The organism is Singulisphaera rosea, from assembly GCF_054877945.1.
On the sequence record NZ_JBTYIP020000034.1, the window covers coordinates 77,149 to 98,617 of the forward strand.

Consider the following 21,469-nt stretch of genomic DNA (forward strand, 5'->3'; position numbering starts at 1 on the left):
TCATTGTCTTGAAATTATTTTCAACCAGGGTCGCCTTATCCTTCTTTGAGAGGGTTTACTCAGCAGTTCACCCCACCGAGGTTTTGGACAGCCTTGTGATGGTCAAATTGGTTCCCCTTCCGATCTTGGAATTACTTCATCACGGATCCAAGTCACGACCTTTCGGCTCCAGCGAGTATCATTGTTGGAATCGTACTCGTGTATCAGTCGTGCAACGTCTTTCATAGGAAGCAACGGCAGAACGACGCTCGCTTCTACGGGCTCGTAGTGACGATCGACGCCGAGTCGCAATACGATGAATGCAACTCCGTCGAATCGCCAGACCTCAGGAATTCCGAGGGCCTCGTAGATCCCCAATCGGTCGAGGGAACTGCTGGTGATGTCGATTTCAATCGCGAGGTCGGGAGGCGGATCATTGTCGAGATGGATTTGACTCCGATCACGAATCCGAGCGGCATTTTCGAAGTAGTAGCACTGGTCGGGCTCGAGTCCTCGATCGACATCCTTACGCCGGAACGTCGTCGAGCCCTGCCCAATCCTCGGGATATCTAGCTCGTTGCAGACCAGGGCGATGATTTCTCCGATCAACGTCCGATACAGCTCATGGATCGGGGGAGGGGCCATTAATTCGAGGTCTCCTCGGTCGTAAGTGAGCCGAACCGGCCGATTCGCAACGATGTTGAGAAGCGCCTCGTATCCCTCCCACCCAACCTGGCGGAGGATGACACCAGATCTGATGGTGCGTGTCGGGGTAATGAGGGTGGTCAATATTGGGTCTCCCTTACCGGAGAAATCGACGCATGGATTCGAGTCTCGGCCGTCCTCGGCTCACGAAACATTGAGTAGCCGGAGGGCCGACGAGCGCTCGGCGACATCTTCGGCATTCATCACCGCCTCGGTCTCGAATTCCACCTCGATCGTGCCTCCGCCAGTGAGATCAGTGGCGGAGACGTTCAGGCGGCCGTCGCGGCTGATCGAGAACTTGACGCGGATCGGGCTCCGCGCGGGGAGGCTCGCGGGGAGGTTGAGGGTGGCGGTCCCGACATCCTGGCAGTCGAGAGGCTCGGGGCTGTCGCGTTCGCCGGCCATGACGCGGATGTCGACCCCGGACTGGTTGGCGGTGTCGGTTCCGAAGTCGGTGCTCTGCTCCATCGGAACCTCGCCGTTCCGAGGCAGGAGGTAGACCACAACCTCCTGGTTCTGGTCGTTGCGGGCGACGACGCCGAGGCTCTTGCTCAGGACGTTCACGATTCGAGTGTTGACCAGCTCGCGGACCGGACCGGTGAGCGTGAAGCCGAGCTGCCGTTCGAGGCGGTCGAGCGCCTCGGCGACCTGGGCCTCGGGGACCTCGTCGAGCCGGATCGGCCCCTCGTCGCCATCCGCCGCGGCACCCTCCGGGGCGAGGATTTCGCGGACGGAGACCTCGAGCGACTCCTTGAGGCCGAACAACGCCGCGCCCTTCGCAACGGCTTCGTCCGGGTCGAAGACCTCGGGCTCCTTGCCGAAGTCGGCGACGATCCGATCGTGGACTTGCGGCATCCTCGTGGCGCCACCGACCAGGATGATCTTCTCGAAGCTTTCGTAGCCCTTCGCGCGGGCATCGGCGAGCATCTCTCGGGTCAGCTCGATCGTGCGGTCGAGGAGATGCTTGGTGATCTCCTCGAACTTGGCGCGATCGAGCTCGACGCGGGCCTGCTGCCCGGCGTGAGTGACTCGGAAGGGGGCCTTGTCGCGCTGGGTCAGCGTCTTCTTGCCGCGCTCGGCCTGGAGGAAGAGGTCGTTGAGGACCTCGGCGTCGTCCATGGGGTCGGCGTCGACGCCGGTCTGCTCGCGGAACTGGTCGGCGAGGTACATGACGACGGCCTCATCCCAGAGCGTGCCGCCGAGGCGGTGGTCGCCGCCCGTGCAGATGACCCGGATCAGGCGGTCCTTGATCTCGATCATCGTGATGTCGAAGGTCCCGCCGCCGAGGTCGTACACGAGGACGGTCTGGTCCTCCTCCTGCTCCAGGCCATAGGCGATGGCGGCCGCGGTCGGCTCATTCAAGACCGCCCGGACGTTCAGGCCGGCGAGCCGTCCGGCGTTCGCGGTCGCTTCGCGCTCGGCCGTACCAAAGTATGCGGGGCACGTGATCACGACATCAGTGATAGGGCCCTCGCCGAGGGCGAGTTCGGCATCGCCGACGACCTTACGGAGGACGAACGACGAGATGTCCTCGGGCCCGTAGACCTGGCCTTCGTGGTCGAAGACGTAGTTCGGGTCGCCCATGTGCTGCTTGACGCGCGAGACGACCCGGTGCGGCTCGACCTTGGCCGACTCCTTGGCCGTGTTGCCGACGATGACGTTGTCGCCGTCGAACAGGACGACCGAGGGGGTGATCCGCTCGCTCTCCTGATTCGGCACGATCACCGGCTTGCCGTGCTCGTCGACGTAGGCGATCGCCGAGTACGTGGTCCCCAGATCGATCCCATAGACGCGCTTGAGACCTTCGCTCACGACTGGGACTCCCGGGTAGCAAGATGCCGATCGAATCGACGGTGGGCCGGATCCGGGACGAGGCACCCGGCCGACTCGCGTGGTAATTCGCCCCCGCCGTCGACTTATTTTCTCATTGTAATCGGCGCCGATCGCGATTGTCAGTCGCCGCGATCGACTCGCCCGAACTAAAGAATCTCACAAAGGTTGCGCCCGACCGACCTCGGATCCGTCGTCGAACCCTCCGTGAATCAAACGTGAACAGACCTCCGGCGTCGACCGAGAAGCCGCGAATCCGCCCGGACATTTCGTTTCGTCGCTCGTGTTCGAAACCCGGTCTTTCTTCAAAACCGGGTTTCTGACACGGACTCCGTCACCCGTTCACCCGGAAACCCGGGAAGATCGGGAAGCGAAAAGCCCCCAACCATTACTCAACTCGTCGCAGGCTTCTTATACGAATGGACGGAAACAATTTCGGGCCGGATGACCTTCTCCCCCGCCAGAAACCCTTTGCGGAGCCTCGCGGCAATCGCCTTGTTCGCCGCGGGGTCGTCGGTCGCGACCGTGGAAACCGCCCGTTGTCGCCGAGGGTCGAAGACCTCCCCCTCGTTTATGAACGGCTCGACCCCCTGCCGATAGAGGATGTCTTCGATCCCTTGCTGGAACCCCCGCATCAGGTCGAGCAATCGCCCGGCCCCCTCGTCGCCCCCTTGCCACGAGTCGACGATTTTCCCGATGTCGTCATGAAGTTGGATCAAGTCGACGAACACCGGACGGAGCACATTCAGGAGGAGGTCCTGCTTGTACTCTTGAAGCTCCGAATGAAGGCGATCGACGACCTTCTCGCGCGTCGTCTCGGCGCGAATCTCTCGCTCGAAGAGCGTCTGCAGATGATCCAGCTTTCGATGGAGCGACTCTCCAAGGGCAGAAACCAGGTCGACGGTCGGCGCCTCCCGCGTCGCTGGCACGGTCGGAATCGGCGCAACGTCGTGCGTCTCGTCCACGACGACGGTCTCGTCGGTCGCGATGGTTTCGTAGGCAGGCGCCGGGACGACGAACGCAACGTCGGGGACGACCTCCTCGACCGGTTCCGGCGCCACCGGGAGGACATACTCTTCATCGAGACTCAGATCGTCGGACATCGATGGATGAGGACGGCCTTCGCCGTCGCCCCTCAAAATTCGCGGCCTGATCCCAGATCAGTCGGTCAGTCCGTCTCTCGTCCCCTCGAGCCGACTCGCGATCATCGAATCCGCTGGCTCGACCCCACTTCGCAGCCGCGGTCCATCCGCTGCCATCAGAAACTCCCGAGGTCGACCGACGAGAAGAAGAGACGGTGCATGAGGCACTGGATCCCGGCGATGGCGAGCCAGGCCGAGACTCCCGCCCAGTGTAGCCCGTCCGTCTTCACGCGACAGCGGACATCCCACGCGATCGCGGAAATCATCACGACGACCCCGAGCCCGAGGGAAACTGCGAAAACCGTCGGAGCACTCACGCACCACCAATCCGGCGTCGCAGCCCACCGTAAACCATATCATATGAACGATTTTAAGATCCTTAGTGCGACAGGCGATCGACCCGTCCATCACTTGGTCCTGCACTTGTTAATACCGAATCATAAGCGAGCCGGGGCCCAATACGTCGAGCGTGCAAGATTGGGCTCGTCAGAGCACCTGTTGTTGTTCCAAAAGCCAGACGACCGGCCGATCGACGAGGAGCGGCGTCGGCAAGGGTTGGGGGAGGTCTTCGCGAGGCTGGGCCGCGTCTCCGAGGGCCGAGCAGGCGAAGAAGCGATGGTTCGGGAACGAGACCGCGACGTGCTCGAGGAACGCGGCGGCCCCCCAGTGGCGGAGAGCGGAATGGACCTCGTCATTGATCGCACGGTCGAGGGCGGGGCCGGGCGGGGTCGTGGAGAGGCCTCGGGCCCACTCATGGAGTTGGGTCCCCGGTGGGAGCAGGTGGCCCCACCGGTCGAGCTTGTTGAGGCAGATCGCCAGGGGGACCTTCACGGGGACGCGTTTGAAGAACGTGACGAGCTTCCGGATGTCGGTCAGGTAGTCGGCGGCGGGGACCCGGCTCTCCTTCTCGGTCAGGTGAAGCCGAGGGTCGTGCGCGACCTCGCGAATGCGAAGCGGATCGATGAGGAAGAGAAGCCCCTTGGCCTGACCGAGGTATCGGGCCTCGCTCCGGAGCAGGTCGAGGTTCATCTCCCAATCTTCGCCGGCCGTGTCGAAGAACGAGAGCAAGGCGGCGCGGCGTTTCTTTCCGGAACGTCTCGAAAGCCGATAGACGAGCGGTTGGAGGACGCCCCGATTGGTCTCGATGCTCGGCGTGGCCGAGTGGCTGTGGCGTGCGATCTCGCCGTTGCGTTCCTCGCCCACGCCGAACTGGCTGCCGCCGTAGGTCAGCTCGTGGTATTCCCGCTCGTAACGGTCGCGGACCTCGTCGGTCAGCGGGTCGAGGACGAATCCCATCTCGGGCCCGACCCGATGGTCGAGTTCATGGAGTAACACGGTGACATACGTCGTCTTCCCGACCGACTGCGGGCCGAAGATCGCGATGTGGCCGGGGTCGAGCGTGATCGCCGACTCGGGGAGATGGCTGTGGCAGCGAGGGCACAGGTGGAGGTCGGTCGGTCGGCTGCAGTTCGGGCAGTCGAGCGTCGCGGGGAGGATCATCCAGTCGAAGAACCGTCGCCACCCCCGACGTTCGTCGGTCCAGGGGTCGGTCCACCACGGGCTCCGGAGCGCCGAGCCTCCCATCATCCCTCGACGCCCGTTGAGCGCCCGGGAGAGGATGGGATCTTCGATCATCCTCGCGAAGTCGGTCTTACAATAATGGTCGTCGCAACGCATGTGCATCTCGCACGCGGCGAACCGTTCGAAGCAGAAGGGACAGCGGACCCGCCGCAGCGGGTCGAGACGGGTCATCAAGTCCAGCGGCATCACGCACCCGATCGAACGAGGGCCGGCGTCGCGGGGTCTCGGACGAGTCGAACGGGGGACATCAGCCCCTCGACTCCCCGGATTTGCCGGCCATCTCTCGATGTCATCGTCACCGACGAGCCCGAGGGATTCAACGCACGTGCCACCATTTCCGTCCCGATTCCGACGTCGTCCGATCGTCGGTGTGCGCCCCTTGTGCCGACGACCCGCATCGCTAAACTGGTCGGAGCCGAAGACCGAGCCAGTCGGTGCGTCGACACTTCGGACACGCTTTCCCCGATCCAAAGGAGCCTCGCGACGATGTCCCGAACCTGGCTGAAGCTCGCGGTAATGGTCGCCCCGCTCTCGTTGCCGAGCATCCTCAAGGCGGAGGAAGCATCGGCCTCGACGCTCGGGATCAAGGCCCCGGAGGGGGCGAAGGTTCTCTTCAATGGCGAGGATCTCAAGGGCTGGGTCAAGGCCGGCGACAAGTCGACGCCCGACTGGACCGTCGAGGATGGGCTCATGATCGTCAGCCCCCGCAAGGGCGCGATCATGACCGAGGCGGGCTTCGGCGACTTCCAGCTCCACATCGAGTTCAACATCCCCTACATGCCCAAGGCCAAGGGCCAGGCCAGGGGCAACAGCGGCGTCTACCTCGCCGGGATCTATGAGCTCCAGGTCCTCGACTCTTACGGGCTGACGCTCCAGAACAACGACTGTGGCGCGATCTACAAGCAGATCGTCCCTTCGGTCAACGCATGCAAGCCCCCCCTCCAGTGGCAGACCTACGACGTGACCTTCCACAAGGCTCGCGCCGAGGGCGACAAGGTCGTGAAGAAGGCCCGGGTCACGGTCGTTCAGAACGGGATCAAGATCATCGACGATGCCGAGATCGAGATGACTCCCGGCGGCGGGAGCAACAAGGTCGGCGAGGACGGCCCGCTCTTGCTCCAGGATCACGGCAACGAGGTCCTGTTCCGCAACATCTGGATCAAGCCCCTCGGCTGAGCCTGGCCCTCCCTCCTGCGAACCGAACACATCAGAGAAGGAAGACTTCAATGCTTACCGCCGAGGGATGCGCCTCGCGCCGGGAACGGCTCTGGAAGAGCCTGCCGGCCGCTTGCGACGTCTTGATCCTGGGCGATCCCCAGCATCTGATCTATTTCGCGAACTATGCCCAGTCACCCTTCGTCTTCCGATCGATGGATGCCGGAGCGATCCTCATCCTCGAGCCGGGCAAGGCGACGCTGGTCTCGGACAACCTGACCGGCCCGTTCACCGAGCACGCGGCCGTCGACGAGGTGATCGCGCCGACCTGGTACACGGGCAAGACGTCGGCCCCCCACCGGCAGGGGCTACGCGCCTCCGCGGCCGTCGAGTATCTCGCGAAAATCAAGGCGAAGCGGGCCGGCGTCGAGATGGCGAGCGTCCCCGCCGCGATCGTCGAGGGCCTACGCTCGGCAAATTCGAGTGTCGAGCTAATCGACCTCGACCCGGTGATCCGCCCGCTCAAGCGGGCGAAGGACCCCGATGAGGTCGCCGTCCTCAAGAAGTCGATGCGTGCAGGCGAGGCCGCCCAGGCCGCGGCGAGGGCGAAGGCCGTCCCGGGGATGAGCGAGCTGCAAATCTTCCAGCTCATCCAGGACTCGGCGATGGACGCCCTTCGGGAACAGGTGATCGTGTACGGCGACTTCGTCTCGGGCCCTCGTTGCGAGGTCGAGCGGGGCGGCCCCCCGAGCCAGCGGGTGATCGAGGAGGGCGACCTCCTGCTCCTGGATTTCTCCGTCATCGTGTTCGGCTACCGCGGGGACTTCACGAACACCTTCGCGGTCGGCGGCGGCCCAACGTCTCGCCAGAGCGCGATGTTCCAGGCGTGCGTCGAGGCCATGACCGCCGGCGAGGCGGTGCTCCGGCCCGGGGCGACCGGCCGGTCCGTCGACGAAGCCGTGCGTGGGCATTTCGCGAAGCTCGGCCTCGAGTCGGCCTTCCCGAGCCACAGCGGCCACGGGCTCGGCCTGGGACACCCCGAGCCCCCCTACTTCGTGCCCGAGAGCACCGACACCCTGGTGGTTGGCGACGTCGTCGCGATCGAGCCGGGCCTCTACATCGAAGGGGACGGCGGGATGCGCTTCGAGCGCAATTACCTGATCACGCCCGATGGGTTCGAATGCCTTTCCCATCACGAGATCCAGATCGCTCAGAAGTGAACAGACCTGTGCCGAAACCCGATTTCTTCTTGAAAATCGGGTTTCCTTGGGAGTCGGCGGCGATACCCCTGGATGGGGCGATCGGCCTCGACGATGTCAGAAACCCGGTCTTTAGGAAAAGACCGGGTTTCGGGACAGACGCTCAGGCCCCCGCGGCCTTCTTGAGGGCGTCCAGGGCGGGGTCATAGTTCGGCTCTTCGGCGATTTCCGGGACGATCTCGATGTACTGGATCGTGTCCTGCGGGTCGACCACGATGACCGCACGAGCGAGGAGGGGGATCGGCAGCCCCTTGATCAGGACCCCGTAGTTCTCGCCGAAGCTGTGGTTCGCGACGTCCGAGAGGTTCTTGAGATTCTCGATCTTGGCTTCGGTGCAGAATCGCTGCATCGCGAACGGCAGGTCGAGGCTGACGGTGTAGGCCGCGACCTTGTCGCCGAGCGCGATCAGCTCCTCGGCGAACTTGTGCGTCTGCTTGTTGCATACGGGCGTGTCGAGCGAGGGCACGACGTTGAACAGCCGCGCCTTGCCCGAAGTCTCGGCCAGCGAGACGGCGGCAAGCCCGGCCCCCACGCACGAGAACTCCGGCGCCTTGTCGCCCGCTTTGAGCTTGGGCCCGACCAGTTCGATGGGATTGCCCTTGAACGTCACTTCACCCTTGCGCGTCTCGGCCATGGTTGCTCTCTTCGTTCGGTGTTGGTCTCGTCGTCACCCGCGAGCCACCAACTTAGCCAGTCCTCCGTCGTGATCGCAAGCGGTCGAACGGGCAAATAGGTGTCCCACAAGGGGGCCATGCCGCACCTTGGGCCTGCCTGAAAAACTCGCCGCAGTCTACCGCGGCAACCCGATCGAGCCCGACACGACGGCTACGATTCGACGGATCGGCTCGGTATGATAAAAACTCGACGGACACCGAGACGAGAATTCGCGCCGAGCTGAGCCGATCATGATGACCTTGCGCAACGATCCCTATCAGTATGACGTCATCGTGGTCGGCGCGGGGCACGCCGGGATCGAAGCCGCCCTCGCGTCGGCGAGGATGGGCCGGCGTACGGCTTTGCTCACGATCAACTGCGATGCCGTCGGGCAGATGAGCTGCAACCCGGCGATCGGCGGCGTCGCGAAAGGGCAGATCGTCCGCGAGATCGACGCGCTCGGCGGCGAGATGGGGCGAATCACGGACGCCACCGCCCTCCAGTTTCGGCTCCTCAACCGGGGCAAGGGGCCGGCGATGCACAGCCCCCGCGCCCAGTGCGACAAGAAGGCGTACCAGGCGCTCGCGAAGCTGACCGTCGAACGCCAGGACAACCTCTCGCTACGCCAGGAGATGATCGAATCCCTGACCGAGGAGGGAGGGCGGATCGCCGGGTTGAGGTGTCGAGGCGGTGCCGAGTATCGCGCCCGGGCCGTCGTCGTCACCACGGGGACGTTCCTCCAGGCCCTCATGCACACGGGCGAATCCAGGACCGTTGGAGGCCGGGCGGGCGACCCCTCCGCTGAAGGACTGTCGGGGAGTCTCCGGAGCCTCGGCTTCGAGCTCCAGCGGTTCAAGACCGGCACGCCGCCTCGGCTCAATGGCCGGACGATCGACTTCTCCCGACTCGATCCCCAGCCCGGAGACTCCGAACCGGTCCCCTTCTCCTTCATGACCGACCGGATCCTGCAGGAACAGCTTCCCTGCCACATCACGGGGACGAACCCCGCCGTCCACGACCTGATCCGCGCCAACCTCCACCGTGCCCCAATGTACTCGGGCCAGATCCAGAGCACCGGCCCGCGATACTGCCCGTCGATCGAGGACAAGGTCGTCAGGTTCGCCGACCGCGAACATCATCAAATCTTCCTCGAGCCAGAAGGGCGACAGACTCTCGAGTACTACTGCAACGGGATCTCCACGAGCCTCCCCCGCGATGTCCAGGAGACGTTCATCGCCTCGATCGTCGGTCTCGAGAACGCCGAGATCATGCGGTACGGCTATGCCGTGGAATACGACTTCGCCCCACCGACGCAACTCCTCCCCTCGCTCGAGTCAAAAGGAGTTCAGGGCCTCTTCCTCGCCGGCCAGATCAACGGCACGACCGGTTACGAGGAAGCCGCCGCCCAGGGGCTCGTCGCCGGCGTCAACGCCGCACTCTCCGTCCGAGGCTCCGAACCCTTCATTATCGACCGGACCGAGGCCTACATCGGGGTGCTCATCGATGACCTCGTCACCCGAGGAGTCGACGAGCCGTATCGGATGTTCACGAGCCGGGCGGAGTACCGGCTCCTCCTCCGGGCCGACAACGCCGACCTCCGGCTTACCCCTCGAGGTCGGGAGGTAGGGATTGTTGACGATGTCCGTTGGTCTCGATTCGAAACGAGGAAGGATCGAATCGACGCGTTGCGGTCAACTCTCACGACGACTCGCAGCGGGGGGGACACGCTCTTCCAAATCCTCCGACGTCCTCCCACGACTTGGGATGAGCTCGTCCTCCGACATCCCCCGCTCGCGGATAGCCTCGACGACGCGGGAGTCATTGAACAGGTGACGATCGAGGCAAAATACGGAGGCTATATCGATCGTCAGGCCCTCCAGGTCGAGCGGTTCCGCCGGCTTGAGGACAAGGCTCTGCCGACGGACCTCGATTATTCCTCAATTCCTCAACTGCGGGCCGAGGCGCGGGAGAAGTTTCAAAAGATCCGACCGCAGTCGCTCGGACAGGCCGGTCGCATCAGCGGAGTGAACCCGGCCGATATCGCCACGCTCCTCGTCTTCCTCAAGCAAGGCAGGCCGCCCATCCCGGCTCAACGGTGAACATCCCCCGGTTACCCCATACGGAAAGCTCAACATTCCCATAAGGTATCACGTGTCGATTTTTTGCCTCGTAAGCCACAATTCCCCTTCGCTTCTCCCCCCCATCTTTTCGCAATGGACTCGCCGAACGAATTCATTTGGGGCCTTGGGACGTTTATTCACTCTTGACAAAACTCACCGACTACGGAAGAGTCTGACAATCATTCGGGTTGACAGGCTGGGAAGACACCCTATAATTGGCTGCGTTGGTAATCCTGGCAATTTCGCGAGAATCAGAAGAGTTTACCGACAAAGAACAGTTGAGGGGCTGGGCGGTCTTGCTTAGACTCACCTCGGTGGGGTGGGTTAGCATAGGGAGCGACCCTGGCAAGGAGGCGGAGGAGGAGCCGACGATGGCTCTGGGGAGGCCCAGGCTCGTCGGGAGAAGGAGCGACCGAGCCCTTGAGCTCGCAGAATGGGATGTAACCGACCATGAAGACCGTTTTCACAACGGGCGAAGCGGCGAAGATCTGCAAGGTCAGCCAGCAGACGATCATTCGCTGCTTCGACTCGGGCCAGCTCCGGGGTTTCCGTGTCCCCGGGTCTCGGTTTCGAAGGATCCCGCGGGAAGCGCTCTATCGCTTCATGAAAGAGAATAGTATCCCTACCGATGCGCTCGAGAGCGGTCGGCGGCGGGTCCTGATCGTGGACGATGACCAGGCGGTCGTCGATCTGATCTCCGACGTCCTGGCGAACGACGCTCGGTTCGAAACGAAGGTCGTGAACAACGGCTTCGGCGCGGGGATGCTCGCCAAGGAGTATCACCCCGACCTAATCATCCTCGACGTGATGCTGCCGGATATCAACGGGCAGGCCGTCTGCGAGTTAATCCGGCGTGATCCGACGATGTCCGACATCAAGATCATCTGCATCTCGGGGATGGTCGAAGAAGATAAGATCGACGAGCTCCGCCAGGCGGGCGCGGACGACTTTCTTCACAAGCCGCTCGACATCGATGAACTGATTCGCCGCGTCTGCCGACTCTTGGATATAGAGACCGGCCCGACCGATTGACGTTCCGGTTCACCCGTCAGGGATGGGGGGTGGCGTCAGTCGAGCCTCGAGCGATTCGAGACTCGGTACTTCACCGACGGGAAGGAGCCCGGATCGGTGCCTGTTCCCCAGCCTCAACGTGCTGCCCAGGAAGGCCTCCGCCGCAGGCTCGAGCGGTTGGACGGCTTGCCCCTGCGCCCGTCCACTGTACGCCACCTCCTGGCCTCGGTGACGGACGACCCGGTGAGTCCAGCCGACGACCGGTCCGACTCGCCCAAATTCCAGGCGATCGCCGAAATCGACCCGGGGTGGATGCTGGCACAGTCCCGTTGGGGGGCCTCCCTCGACCCACTGCGCCTGGTCGAGGAGCGACCCTGGTGGCCCGAGGCGTCGACAACGGCCTCGGAGGCGCTGGACCAACTCTGGAGACACTCCGTCGCCGTCGCCCAGGCGTCGCGTCGATTCGCCCGTGAAGTCGGCGACGACGACCCCAATCGAGTCGCGCGTGCCGGCCTGCTCCACTCGCTGGGACTCTGGGCCGTCGCGTCGCTCGAACCGGAGTGGTTGTCCCGATGGTTGGGAGAGACCGACCCCGCTCGTCGGCGAGCCTTCGAAAGCCGATCTCTCGGGGCCGAGTTGGGGACCATCGGCCGTACGCTTGCCGAGCGTTGGGGATGCGACCCGCTCGTGGATGACGCCGCCTGGCTCCACGCCGATCGCGCAGGAGGCCTCAATGAGCTCGCCTCCGACCCTCGGCGATTGGCGCTGGTCCAGACGGCCTACACCTGGTCGGCGCGAACGCCTTGGTCGCTCGGCTCGCTCGAGAATCGCGAACCGGCCGGGTCGGACCCTCGGCTCTGCCTCCTGATCGCCGAAGTCCAGGTCCGTTGCGCGTCCCCGTTCATCGAGCCGGACGCCTCGCGCCATGAAGAGCGACTCTCCCGGACGAACGCGCGGCTCCATCGCGAGTTGCTCCGACTCCGTTCGGAGCGGCTCACGAGCGACAGTTTGATCCGCGCGATGGCCGACTCCGATCCCTCTGAAGATCCGGCGAGTTGGGCGGAACGGGCGGGGCTGGCCTTGTGCGCGACGCCCGGAGTCGCCACGGCTCGGGTCGTCTGGAATGACCGCGAGCCTGCGGAAGCAGCCTCAAATGGGAAGCAAACATCCCCGAGCCGGGCTCCCGAACGGGTCGTGAAGCTGTCGTCTCACGGTCGACTCTGCGCCGAGGTCCACCTCTGGAAGGACACGGAACGTCCGTGGTCGACCGAGGCACTCGACGGAGTCCTCCCGGCCTGGCAGGCCTGGGCCGCCCTCGTGGCCGACCGAGCACGGCTCGATGGTCGCCTCGACATGGCCTTGGGGGTCGCTCGCCGGCGAGTCGCGGATGACGAGCCTCGCCTTCGCGAGTCGAAGCTCGAGGCCCTCGCCGAATTCGCCGCAGGCGCGGGCCATGAGCTGAACAATCCCCTGGCAGTGATCGTCGGTCGGGCCCAACTCCTCATCACCAAGGAAACCGATCCGGCCGACATCCGGTCGCTCCGCGCAATCCTCACCCAGGCCCAGAGGGCGCACCGGATCCTCCGCGACCTCATGTACGTGGCACGAACCCCCGAACCTCGGCCGCGGTTCTGCCAGCCCGACGAGGTCATGCGAGCCTGCTTACGTGATTACAAGTCGGATGCAGAAACACGAGGGGTTCGGCTCCTGAGCGACGACCTCGCGACCGGCCCCAGGGTCTGGGCCGACCCGGACGGCCTGCGACAGCTCGCCGACGTGCTCATCCGCAACGCCCTGGAGTCGACTCCGAAAGGGGGCACGGTCCAGGTCTCCACCTCGGGAGGATCCGAGGCGCTTCGATGGAAGGTCGAGGACAGTGGTCGAGGGATCACCGCGGCCGAAGGTCAGCGCCTGTTCGACCCATTCTATTGCGGCCGACAGGCGGGCCGAGGCCTGGGACTCGGCCTACCCCGCGCGGCCCGATTCGTCTCCCAGTCCGGGGGCGAGTTGCGCTGGCACTCCACCCCCGGCCAGGGGACGAGCTTCCACGTCCACCTACCCTTGAATCCGCCGCCGAAGCCTCCGACGACGGATCCGGAAATGAACCTCACGACGTCGAAACCCGAGCCCGGTTTGCCCAAAATCTAGGCAATCCCCGCCGCCGCGACGACCATCGTGTCGGCGATCGCATGGCAATCGACGCACAGATAGGTGACATTCAAAGGTTCGTCATAATTCCAATGGTGACGTTCGAGCCTGAGTCGCCGACGACACCAGGAACAGCATTTCGGCCGCGTGATGAGGCCGAGCTGCTCTCCGAGCGCCGCGGCGTATCGCGCCGATCGGGTGCGAATCCGACGCGGCCGGAGCGTATCCAGGCTGATTTCCAGGTGTCGGCGAAGGCGGGCGAACTTGGCGTGCTGGCGGTTCCGTCGGCCTTTTTTCATGACGAGTTACCCGTGATGAAAACGTGAAGCCACCTCGAGCCACGACGCGGGACGGCGGTTTCCACTCCATCGGCGGAGCCCCCCGAAAGGGATCATCCGACGGACTCCTGGTAACTTGCAGGTCACTCAATTTTACTGCAAAAGGTGGACCAAGGCATCATCGCCGGGAAAACGCAGAAAAAATGTGTCAATTGTGACGATTCTTTGGATTATTCCGACAACAGGGATATGACCGAGCGATCGGAGCGAATGATCCACACAACAACAGATCATTGGATTGAGACGCGATCACCGAGGTCATCCGCGCAACCCCTCCCCTCGCGAAAACCGCCATCGGCGATCCCCTCCGCAAGACAAGATCCAGACGAGAGATCGAGACACGGACCATGAATCCGAGGCTCGCGGTCCGAGCCGGTTTCAGGCGCGAATTCTCGTTCAATCGGTGAAGATGTGGGAGCTCACGCGACAAGGATCGCGTGCGATGGATTCACTCCTGAGTTCGCATCATCCGGCCGCGTATCGTTCGCTGAGTGCGGGAGTGGCACGTCGGGAACGGCGAGACCTCACATGGCCGAAGATGGCCATGTCAACGGTTCGACACATTCTCGAAAATGCGAACCGTTTGCCGTCATCGAAGATGGGATTGGGTCGATCCGCCGCTGGCCTCTGCGAGGCCAGCTCCTTTTCTGGACAGGTTTCGCGATCGATCAGACTCCCTGGAGCAGTCGAAGTCGGGAAGCCAAGGTCGATCTCGAAATCAAATTCAAGCCGTCCCGGGGTGTGGCCCGGCATACGGCGCATCGCACATCTGAGGCGAGCTTGGGAGCGGAAACAGGTCCGAGCTCTGCGACGCCTCGTCCGGCGATGTCCAGGAAGATGAGGTCAGGCGCAAGGCGTCCATTCCGACGCATCCGGGCCGCTGGAGCCGCCGAGAGCTGGGAACCCGCTTTTCTCCCACGCGAGTAGCGACCGCTTCAGCCCTCGAGGAACTTCTCGCGGGCGAGCAGTGCGGCGCCTGAGACGCCGGAGTCGTCCCCGAGTTTGGCCCTCACGATCTGGATCTTGTGATCCGGATCCGAGAGGCATTGCTGTCGGGCCGAGGTCCGGATGAGGTCGACGAACGGGTCGCCGAGGGCCTCCGTCACGCCGCCGCCGATGATGATCATCTCGGGGCCGAAGACGTTCATGAGGCCGCCGAGACCGAGGCCGAGGAAGTGGGCCGCGCGGTGGACTTCTTCCAGAGCAACCGGGTCGGAGGCGGCGACGGCGGCGGCGAGCTCGCCGCTCTTGAGACGGCCGGATTTCTTGGCGAGCTTCTCGCCGAGGATGGTGGGAACACCCTTGCGGACCGACTTGGAGATTCGCCGTGCGATCGCGGTCTTGCTTGCCAACGCCTCCATGCAGCCCCGGGCCCCACAGCCGCATTTCGGGCCGCCGGCCTTCAAGACGATGTGGCCGATTTCACCGGCGTTCCCGGTAGCTCCGGGGACGACCTTGCCGTCGACGATCAGGCAGCCGCCGATGCCGGTGCCGACGAACGCGGCGATGAGGTTCTGGTATCCCTGTCCCGCGCCCAGGCGGAATTCGCCGTAGCCGCCGACGCGGACATCGTTCTGGACCAGAACGGGGCGACCGAGCTCGGCCGCAAGCTTCGGGCCGAGCGGGAAGTTGCGGATGTTGAGGTTCGAGCTGAAGAGGATGACGCCCGTCGAAGGGTCCAGAGGTCCCGGCGAGCCGACTCCGGCCGCGGCGATGTCCTCGCGAGTCAGACGGGCGTCCTTCAGGGCGTCGTCGACGCATTCGACGATCGTCCTCAGGATGGCGTCCGCGCCTTCTTTGGCTGGGGTCGTACGCTTCCCTCGGCCGAGGATCCGATGATCCGCGCCGACGATGCCCGCCAAAACCTTCGTACCACCGAGGTCGATACCGACCACGGGGGGACCGGCCCCGTGCACTGCCATGCCTTGCCGCTCCCAAGGAAACGAATCGCCGACGCCGACATGGCCTCGCCTATCCCTTGATGCTCGGAGATCTTACCCGATCGAGCGGCACCGGGGGAATCGAGCTCCCGCGATTTTACCGCTTCGCCCGAGAATCCCTGATCACGTTTTTTAGCTCGACCCGCAGCTCCCCGCCGAGGGCCGCCCGATCGAGCTGCATCGAGCCGGTCGCTGCCCCCGCGTCGCCCAGATCCTCCGACCATCGGGCCAGTCGTTCGGGTTCGTTGATGCCGCAGTCGAACAGCCATTTCGCCAGGCGAGAGACCTGGAAGAGGTCGAACTCGTCGAGCCGGTGGATCAGCCAGGCTGCGAATGCATAGCGATCGCCGACGTCGAGCTCGCCCATTGGCAAAAAACCCCTCCAGGAGTCGATCTGGTTCCAGCAAGCCCCCGTCTCACGCCCCGGCCCATGGAATTCCGAGAGCGCTTCCAGGCAGCGCCAGCGAAGCAGGCCGCGTGCCGAGAGCGGCGAGTCGGAGGCGGCTCCTCCGCCGGTACTCGACGATGTTGGCTTTCCTCCCCGCGTTGGCCGCAGCCACGCGTCGAGAATCGGCAAGACGGCCTTCGGCAGCGGCCGGATCGGGGCCAGTCGGCAGAAGGCGTCACGCAGATCATCGCGGGCGTCGGTCTGCTCCCTCCAACGCCACCAGGAGAGTGGCGGGAGTGATCGGAGGGACGCTGCCTGGGACGAGATCGCGGCCGAGAGCGTCGCGCCGTCGCAGCCGTTCAGCGCAAACTCGAAGAACCTCGCGGTGTGGACGCCTTTATCAAGTCGCTCGTCCCATCGTTGAACCGCGGCGAGGCGCTCCGGTGTTGTCCCACCTTGAAGTTCTCGCCGAATATCCGCGGCCAAGATCCTCCACGCCGAGTCGTGCCTCAGGAGTGCCTGCCGCAGCACCCAGGGGTCGAATCCTTCCCCCTCATGGCGAGTCGTCTCGGCAAGGATCTCGGAGGCAAGCCCATGGGGTGCGAATCGACCGTCGGCGCGATCCTCGAGACCGAGGCGACCGAGTATCTGTGTCAGTCGATCGATCCAGGCGCGAGGGTCCGCCCTGTGCATGGAGATCGCGTCGCTCAAGGCCCGGGCGATCCCGAGCAAACCCGGCGCACCTGGGCGAAACGCGCCCGGCCAGGCGTCCCGGCAGGTATCCAGGGCGAGATGGAAAGTGTCGTCCCGGTCGTCATCCACCCGCCCGAGGATCTGGCGGAGCAGGGTCCCTCGCTCTTCAGGGGGGATGTCGGGGAGCTTGACCTTCAGGAGCGCCCGGGCATCTCCCGAGCGAAGTGCCCGTGCGAACCGCTCGCACCCGGCGAGCCGCTCCGCGTGCTCGGCCGTCAACTCGCCCCGGGAGAGGGCGCCGTCGAGCCAGGGTTTCATCCCGAGGCTGCGATATTCTTTCGTGAACATCCGCTTGATCAGCCCCAGGCCCGAGGGCATGCGATCGAGGTAGGCGCCGGGCCAGGTCGGGTCGTGCGGTCGGCCGGCCTCGGGGAGGGTCAGCAGGACATTCTCGACCCCCCAACGGAAGGCCTCGCGAAGCGCCTCGTCGTCTCGCGACACTCCAAGCACGACCGTGGCCCAGTTTGCGGCGAGCGAGTTCGGGACGAGGCGGTGGAGGGTCCGCCAAATTTCCTCATTCGAGGCGTCGGCCAGGGTCCTTCTGAGATAGCCACCGGCCCAGTCTCGGGCGTCCTCGCGTCGCAACGCCCAGCGAAGGAACGCGGAGACGGCCGGGATGTCGGCGCCCTCGAGGGCTTTGCCGAGCGGTTCCGCGAGACGATCGACGGCAAGGTCACGGGCGGCGACCTCCGCGGCGAGGGCGTCGAGCACCGCGGGCAGTGCCCCGCTCAGCGCGATGGACCTGACCACGATCCCCGCAAAGGCCCGACCGTCCCGACGCTCGATCGCGTCGGCGATCGCGCCCGGGACTTCCAACGGCAGGAGAGACGCCTCGTCGAGCGTTTCCCCCGCCTTGAACCAGGCCAGGGTCGACCGAGCGGTCGGTTCGTCGAGCGAACCGAGCAGGGCTCGGACGAATCCTGGGCGGGCTTCAGGGTGGGCGGCCCGAAGCGAGGCCGAGAGCAAGCGCGTCCGATCCGCCTCGTTGCCGATGCGAACCCAATTGGCCAGGGCCACTCCCCAGCGCCGGGGAATCCCCTCACCTCGCCACGCGACCGGCAACGCGACATGGGCCACCAAGGCCGCCCAGGCCTCGACCCCCTCACATGCCACGCCACCCCACCACTCCGGCCCCCTCGCCTCGACGAGCTCGCCGACCAGCCCGGACAAGGCTCCCCAATGGATGACCTCGGAGAGCCCCGTCCAAAGCGGAGGAGACGTCGGGATCGTCACGGGTTGGCGGACCGAGCCGTCGAATGCGTAAAGCGTGTCCAGCCAATCATCGCCCCAGTAGACCTCCGGCGCCGATTTCGAGGCCCCGACCCTGGCACGCCGATCGGTCGCTCTCCAGGCCTCGCGGTCGACGCCCGAACCCCGAACGAGCCAGCCGGCCAGGATCGAGGCCCAGCGTGCGGTCGGGTTCGCGGGCTCGACAGTGCCCCCCGAGGCGAGGTCGGCGACGATCCCCAGGGAGAGGAGCGCCATCCGATTTGGCCGAGCCGCGGGGATCGTCCCCTGGATCCGATATCCGGGGAGTTCTTCGGGTCGGTCGTGATAGGTCGAGAAGGTGACCGCCTTCCGCCAGGGGGGCGGTAGTGCGAGGGTCAAAAGCGCGATGCGATCGGCAAGGCTTTCGGGGGCGTCGATCAGAAAGAGCGTGCGGTTGTCTCTCACCGCCCGAGCTAGCGCCGAGAGGAGAGCGGCGAGGCCCTCGACACCCCAGCCTCGTGCCAGGCTCGAGGCCGTCTCGAAGTTGGGAGGCCCGCTCAATTGGTCGTTGCAGAGCTCCAGCGGCTCGGGAGGCTGCCCTCGGCTCGGGACCGGGTCGGACGTCGTCCAGAAGGCCTGCCCGAACAACCCGGCCGGCCAACCCTCGATCGCATCGAGCTCGCCTTCCTCGAGTCTCAAGCCGTGGGCGAACTGCCCCCCGGGGCGACCCCAGAGTCCACGCTCGGTCTCGTACTCGTGGCTCCTGGGGACGAGCGAGGCAACCTCCGCCATGCCGTCCTCGCCTCGCCGATACCGCAAGGTAGGAGGCGCCATCACCCGGCTCCCGCCCACGAAGGCGCGTAGGCCCAGGTGGCGGAAGTCGCCGGAGATCGGGTATCCCGGGCTGAGGCGTTTGATCTGGAAGCCGTTGCTGGCTCCCAGGCCGTAGCCGATCGGGCACTGGGTGTAATAGATCTGCTTCATGGGGGGCCGGGCCTCAACCCTTCGGCCTCGTCGCCGATCCCGGTCGACTCGGACCACTCTCGGAGATCAAGTCACTCGGGGCCAGGGCTTCGCAATCGAATCAATAATCAAACAAACGATAAGGGACCAGGGCCATCCCCTCGATCGTGCGTGTCGGGTCGTCCCAATCCGGAGAGCCACGGAGCCGGAGTAGCTCCGCCAGGCTCGCCCCGAGACGGGCGTCGAGGGCGGCCCTATAGAGCTCGTCGGATCGCAGCAGGTCGGTCTGCGTCCTCCGGAATAGACTATCGGCCCGGGCCGGCGGGAACTCCCGACGCTGGCGGAGGTGGTCGGCGAAAGTCCCCGCCCCTCGGTCGGCCGCCAGAAAACCCGACTCCCCGGTCATGGCAGCATTGCCGATCCGCAGGAGGTCGCCGATCTCCCGTGCCGTCCCTTGCGTCGCCTGCTGGAGCTGACTCAGCTCCCCGATCAACGATCCGAGCTCGTCGCGGGACATGAGGATCTCGACCGACACCTGGGGTTTCTCGCCGACCGTCTCCGCGATCCATCCTTTGCGGACCGACGGTGCCTTCCTGCCGTTGAATCGTGGGTCGGGCCTCGACGTCTCGGCGGACTCGCCCCGGTGCAGGTCGACGAGGACGGGCGCGACCCGGTCGAGCGTCAAGCCCTGGCTGTTGACGTAATCCGAGAGCCTCCCCTCGGCCTCTGCCGACGCCAGCGCGGCGAGGCCTCGGGCGCGCTCGATCCGATCGTCGATGATCACCTGGAGCAGCGGGACGAGCTGACCCGCGTCCTTCAAGGTCGAGAACACCGGGGCGACTCGCTCCTTGAAACCGCTCCGCTTGTCGAGCGGCAGGAACGAGCCGCCGGAGAGTTCCTTCCATTGCGACCGATAGCGAGCCTGTTCATCTCTCGAGAGGGCGCCCGACCGGTCGAGCGTGATCGCAGCGATGGTGATCCCCGCCTCCTTCGCGCGAGTGGCGAGCGCCCGGGCATGCTCGAGGTCTCGGTCATGGTCCGGTGCGTCACCGAGGAGGACGAGAAGCTTCGTGGCCAATTCGCCCGGCCGGCCGGTGGACCAGTCCAGGTGCGACGTCCCGCCACGCTCGCCCGAGGCCGAGGGCAAGACTGCATCGATTCCGTCATAGACCGACTCTTCGATCGACCCGTCGCCTTTCTTGGCCACCGAGAGGGTCGCGAGCGCCGCGAGGAACCGCGAGGGCTCGGTGAAATGCGTGACGATCCTACGTGTGAACCCGAAGGCCGGGGACTTGTCCCGATACTCGACAAGGCCAAGTCGCAAGGTGACATCGCGATGTCTCGTCGACGCGTCGGTGACGAGTTGCTCGGCGAGCCGTCGAGCCGAGTCGATCGTGTCCTGCATGGACGCTGTCGTGTCGATCGCGAACGCGACTTCGACTCGGCGCAGGAGCGGCAGGAGATCCGCGGTCGGGGCAGCCGGGAGCCTCCGGGGCGCCTGGTCTCGGACCAGGCTCGCCACCTCGAAGACCGTACGGGCCGGGCCGCTCGAGGGCTGGACTTCTCGGGAGCGGAGGATCGGCATCCCCAGGCTTGAGGAGGCCGACGCCGACGCCCCCTCCTCGCCTTCGGTAGGGCAGCCTGCCGGATGTCTCGAGCACGTGCGACCGCCGAGAGAATCGATGAGGCAAGGTTCTTCCGCAAAAACCACGATCGGCGGCCGACCCTCCCTCGGGGTCGGCCTGGCCATCAAGCGAGTATCCCACTCCAGGACGGAATCCCGAGGGATCCAACCCTGGGGAGGACCTCCCCTGGGGCCGATCCGGACCGTCGTCGGGGTATCCGGGGAAGACTCGCCGTAGACAAACCGGATGGCGAAATAGTCGAGCGGAGGACCGACCGCCGATCCGCCGACAGGCTCGTCGCGACAGACGACGTCCAGGTCCTTGACCAGGACCTTTCGCCGGAGCCCATCCGGGGTCCTCAGGATCCCGTCATTCTCGACCGGTCTCCTTGAAGGTTCGGGCGCGTCGACGGGGGCCGCAACCCAAGGTTCCGAGACGGGAGACGCGACCGAGGCCACGTCCGGCTGGGCTGAAGTCACGCTCGAGGACCTCAACCAATGACGAACCTCCACCACGCCGCCGATCAGCAGGACGGCCAGGTAGAACACTGGCATGCGATAGAGCGGGGGCATCAAGGTTTCTGATTTCGAAAGGACGTCTCGATCGAGGCGATGACCATTCCCATATGGTACGCTGGCCAGGATGTTGCGGGCAACCGAAGGACGCACC

At 65.0% G+C, this 21,469-nt stretch carries 15 protein-coding genes; 5 read left to right on the forward strand and 10 right to left on the reverse strand.

The window, feature by feature from the left end; genetic code table 11:
- Positions 1–102 precede the first annotated feature (102 nt).
- The 5 genes from ACYOEI_RS35420 to ACYOEI_RS35440 form a co-directional block, all read right to left on the reverse strand.
- Positions 103–768 carry a Uma2 family endonuclease gene (locus tag ACYOEI_RS35420; RefSeq protein ID WP_462855009.1) on the reverse strand — a complete coding sequence of 222 codons (666 nt, stop codon included), beginning with the start codon at positions 766–768 and terminating at the stop codon, positions 103–105.
- Positions 769–828: 60 nt separating this feature from the next.
- Positions 829–2,496, reverse strand: coding sequence for an Hsp70 family protein (locus tag ACYOEI_RS35425; protein ID WP_462855010.1), 1,668 nt, complete (start codon positions 2,494–2,496; stop codon positions 829–831).
- Positions 2,497–2,906: 410 nt separating this feature from the next.
- The gene (locus ACYOEI_RS35430) at positions 2,907–3,617 is read right to left on the reverse strand and encodes a nucleotide exchange factor GrpE (RefSeq protein ID WP_462855011.1); all 711 of its coding nucleotides are present in this window, start codon (positions 3,615–3,617) and stop codon (positions 2,907–2,909) included.
- A 155-nt stretch (positions 3,618–3,772) separates the two neighbouring features.
- The gene (locus ACYOEI_RS35435) at positions 3,773–3,973 is read right to left on the reverse strand and encodes a hypothetical protein (RefSeq protein ID WP_462855012.1); all 201 of its coding nucleotides are present in this window, start codon (positions 3,971–3,973) and stop codon (positions 3,773–3,775) included.
- A gap of 169 nt (positions 3,974–4,142) precedes the next feature.
- Entirely contained in the window at positions 4,143–5,423 is a 1,281-nt protein-coding gene (locus tag ACYOEI_RS35440) for a hypothetical protein (protein WP_462855013.1), read from the reverse strand.
- A 300-nt stretch (positions 5,424–5,723) separates the two neighbouring features.
- Between ACYOEI_RS35440 and ACYOEI_RS35445 the strand changes: the two genes are divergently transcribed.
- The gene (locus tag ACYOEI_RS35445) at positions 5,724–6,413 is read left to right on the forward strand and encodes a 3-keto-disaccharide hydrolase (RefSeq protein ID WP_462855014.1); all 690 of its coding nucleotides are present in this window, start codon (positions 5,724–5,726) and stop codon (positions 6,411–6,413) included.
- A 50-nt stretch (positions 6,414–6,463) separates the two neighbouring features.
- Complete coding sequence (locus ACYOEI_RS35450) at positions 6,464–7,612, forward strand: M24 family metallopeptidase (RefSeq protein ID WP_462855016.1); 1,149 nt, start codon at positions 6,464–6,466, stop codon at positions 7,610–7,612.
- Positions 7,613–7,754: 142 nt separating this feature from the next.
- Here ACYOEI_RS35450 and tpx read toward each other — a convergent pair whose 3' ends face one another.
- Positions 7,755–8,285: a thiol peroxidase gene (gene tpx / locus ACYOEI_RS35455; RefSeq protein ID WP_462855017.1), complete on the reverse strand. Its 531-nt coding sequence runs from the start codon at positions 8,283–8,285 to the stop codon at positions 7,755–7,757.
- A gap of 271 nt (positions 8,286–8,556) precedes the next feature.
- Here tpx and mnmG point away from each other — a divergent pair, with 271 nt between their 5' ends.
- The 3 genes from mnmG (at position 8,557) to ACYOEI_RS35470 (ending at position 13,584) form a co-directional block, all read left to right on the forward strand.
- Positions 8,557–10,404 (forward strand): tRNA uridine-5-carboxymethylaminomethyl(34) synthesis enzyme MnmG, encoded by a 1,848-nt coding sequence (gene mnmG / locus ACYOEI_RS35460; RefSeq protein WP_462855018.1) that lies wholly within the window; start codon positions 8,557–8,559, stop codon positions 10,402–10,404.
- 471 nt (positions 10,405–10,875) lie between these two features.
- Positions 10,876–11,457 carry a response regulator gene (locus ACYOEI_RS35465; protein ID WP_462855020.1) on the forward strand — a complete coding sequence of 194 codons (582 nt, stop codon included), beginning with the start codon at positions 10,876–10,878 and terminating at the stop codon, positions 11,455–11,457.
- Between the two features lie 96 nt (positions 11,458–11,553).
- The gene (locus tag ACYOEI_RS35470) at positions 11,554–13,584 is read left to right on the forward strand and encodes an ATP-binding protein (RefSeq protein ID WP_462855022.1); all 2,031 of its coding nucleotides are present in this window, start codon (positions 11,554–11,556) and stop codon (positions 13,582–13,584) included.
- On the opposite strand, the gene ACYOEI_RS35475 is transcribed toward ACYOEI_RS35470, so the two are convergent.
- The 4 genes from ACYOEI_RS35475 to ACYOEI_RS35490 form a co-directional block, all read right to left on the reverse strand.
- Positions 13,581–13,883 carry a hypothetical protein gene (locus ACYOEI_RS35475; RefSeq protein ID WP_462855024.1) on the reverse strand — a complete coding sequence of 101 codons (303 nt, stop codon included), beginning with the start codon at positions 13,881–13,883 and terminating at the stop codon, positions 13,581–13,583. The genes ACYOEI_RS35470 and ACYOEI_RS35475 overlap by 4 nt on opposite strands.
- A gap of 974 nt (positions 13,884–14,857) precedes the next feature.
- Positions 14,858–15,844: an ROK family protein gene (locus ACYOEI_RS35480; protein WP_462855026.1), complete on the reverse strand. Its 987-nt coding sequence runs from the start codon at positions 15,842–15,844 to the stop codon at positions 14,858–14,860.
- 115 nt (positions 15,845–15,959) lie between these two features.
- Positions 15,960–19,196 (reverse strand): GAP1-M domain-containing protein, encoded by a 3,237-nt coding sequence (locus tag ACYOEI_RS35485; RefSeq protein ID WP_462855027.1) that lies wholly within the window; start codon positions 19,194–19,196, stop codon positions 15,960–15,962.
- Positions 19,197–19,296: 100 nt separating this feature from the next.
- Entirely contained in the window at positions 19,297–21,372 is a 2,076-nt protein-coding gene (locus tag ACYOEI_RS35490) for a vWA domain-containing protein (protein ID WP_462855029.1), read from the reverse strand.
- Between the last annotated feature and the right edge of the window lie 97 nt (positions 21,373–21,469).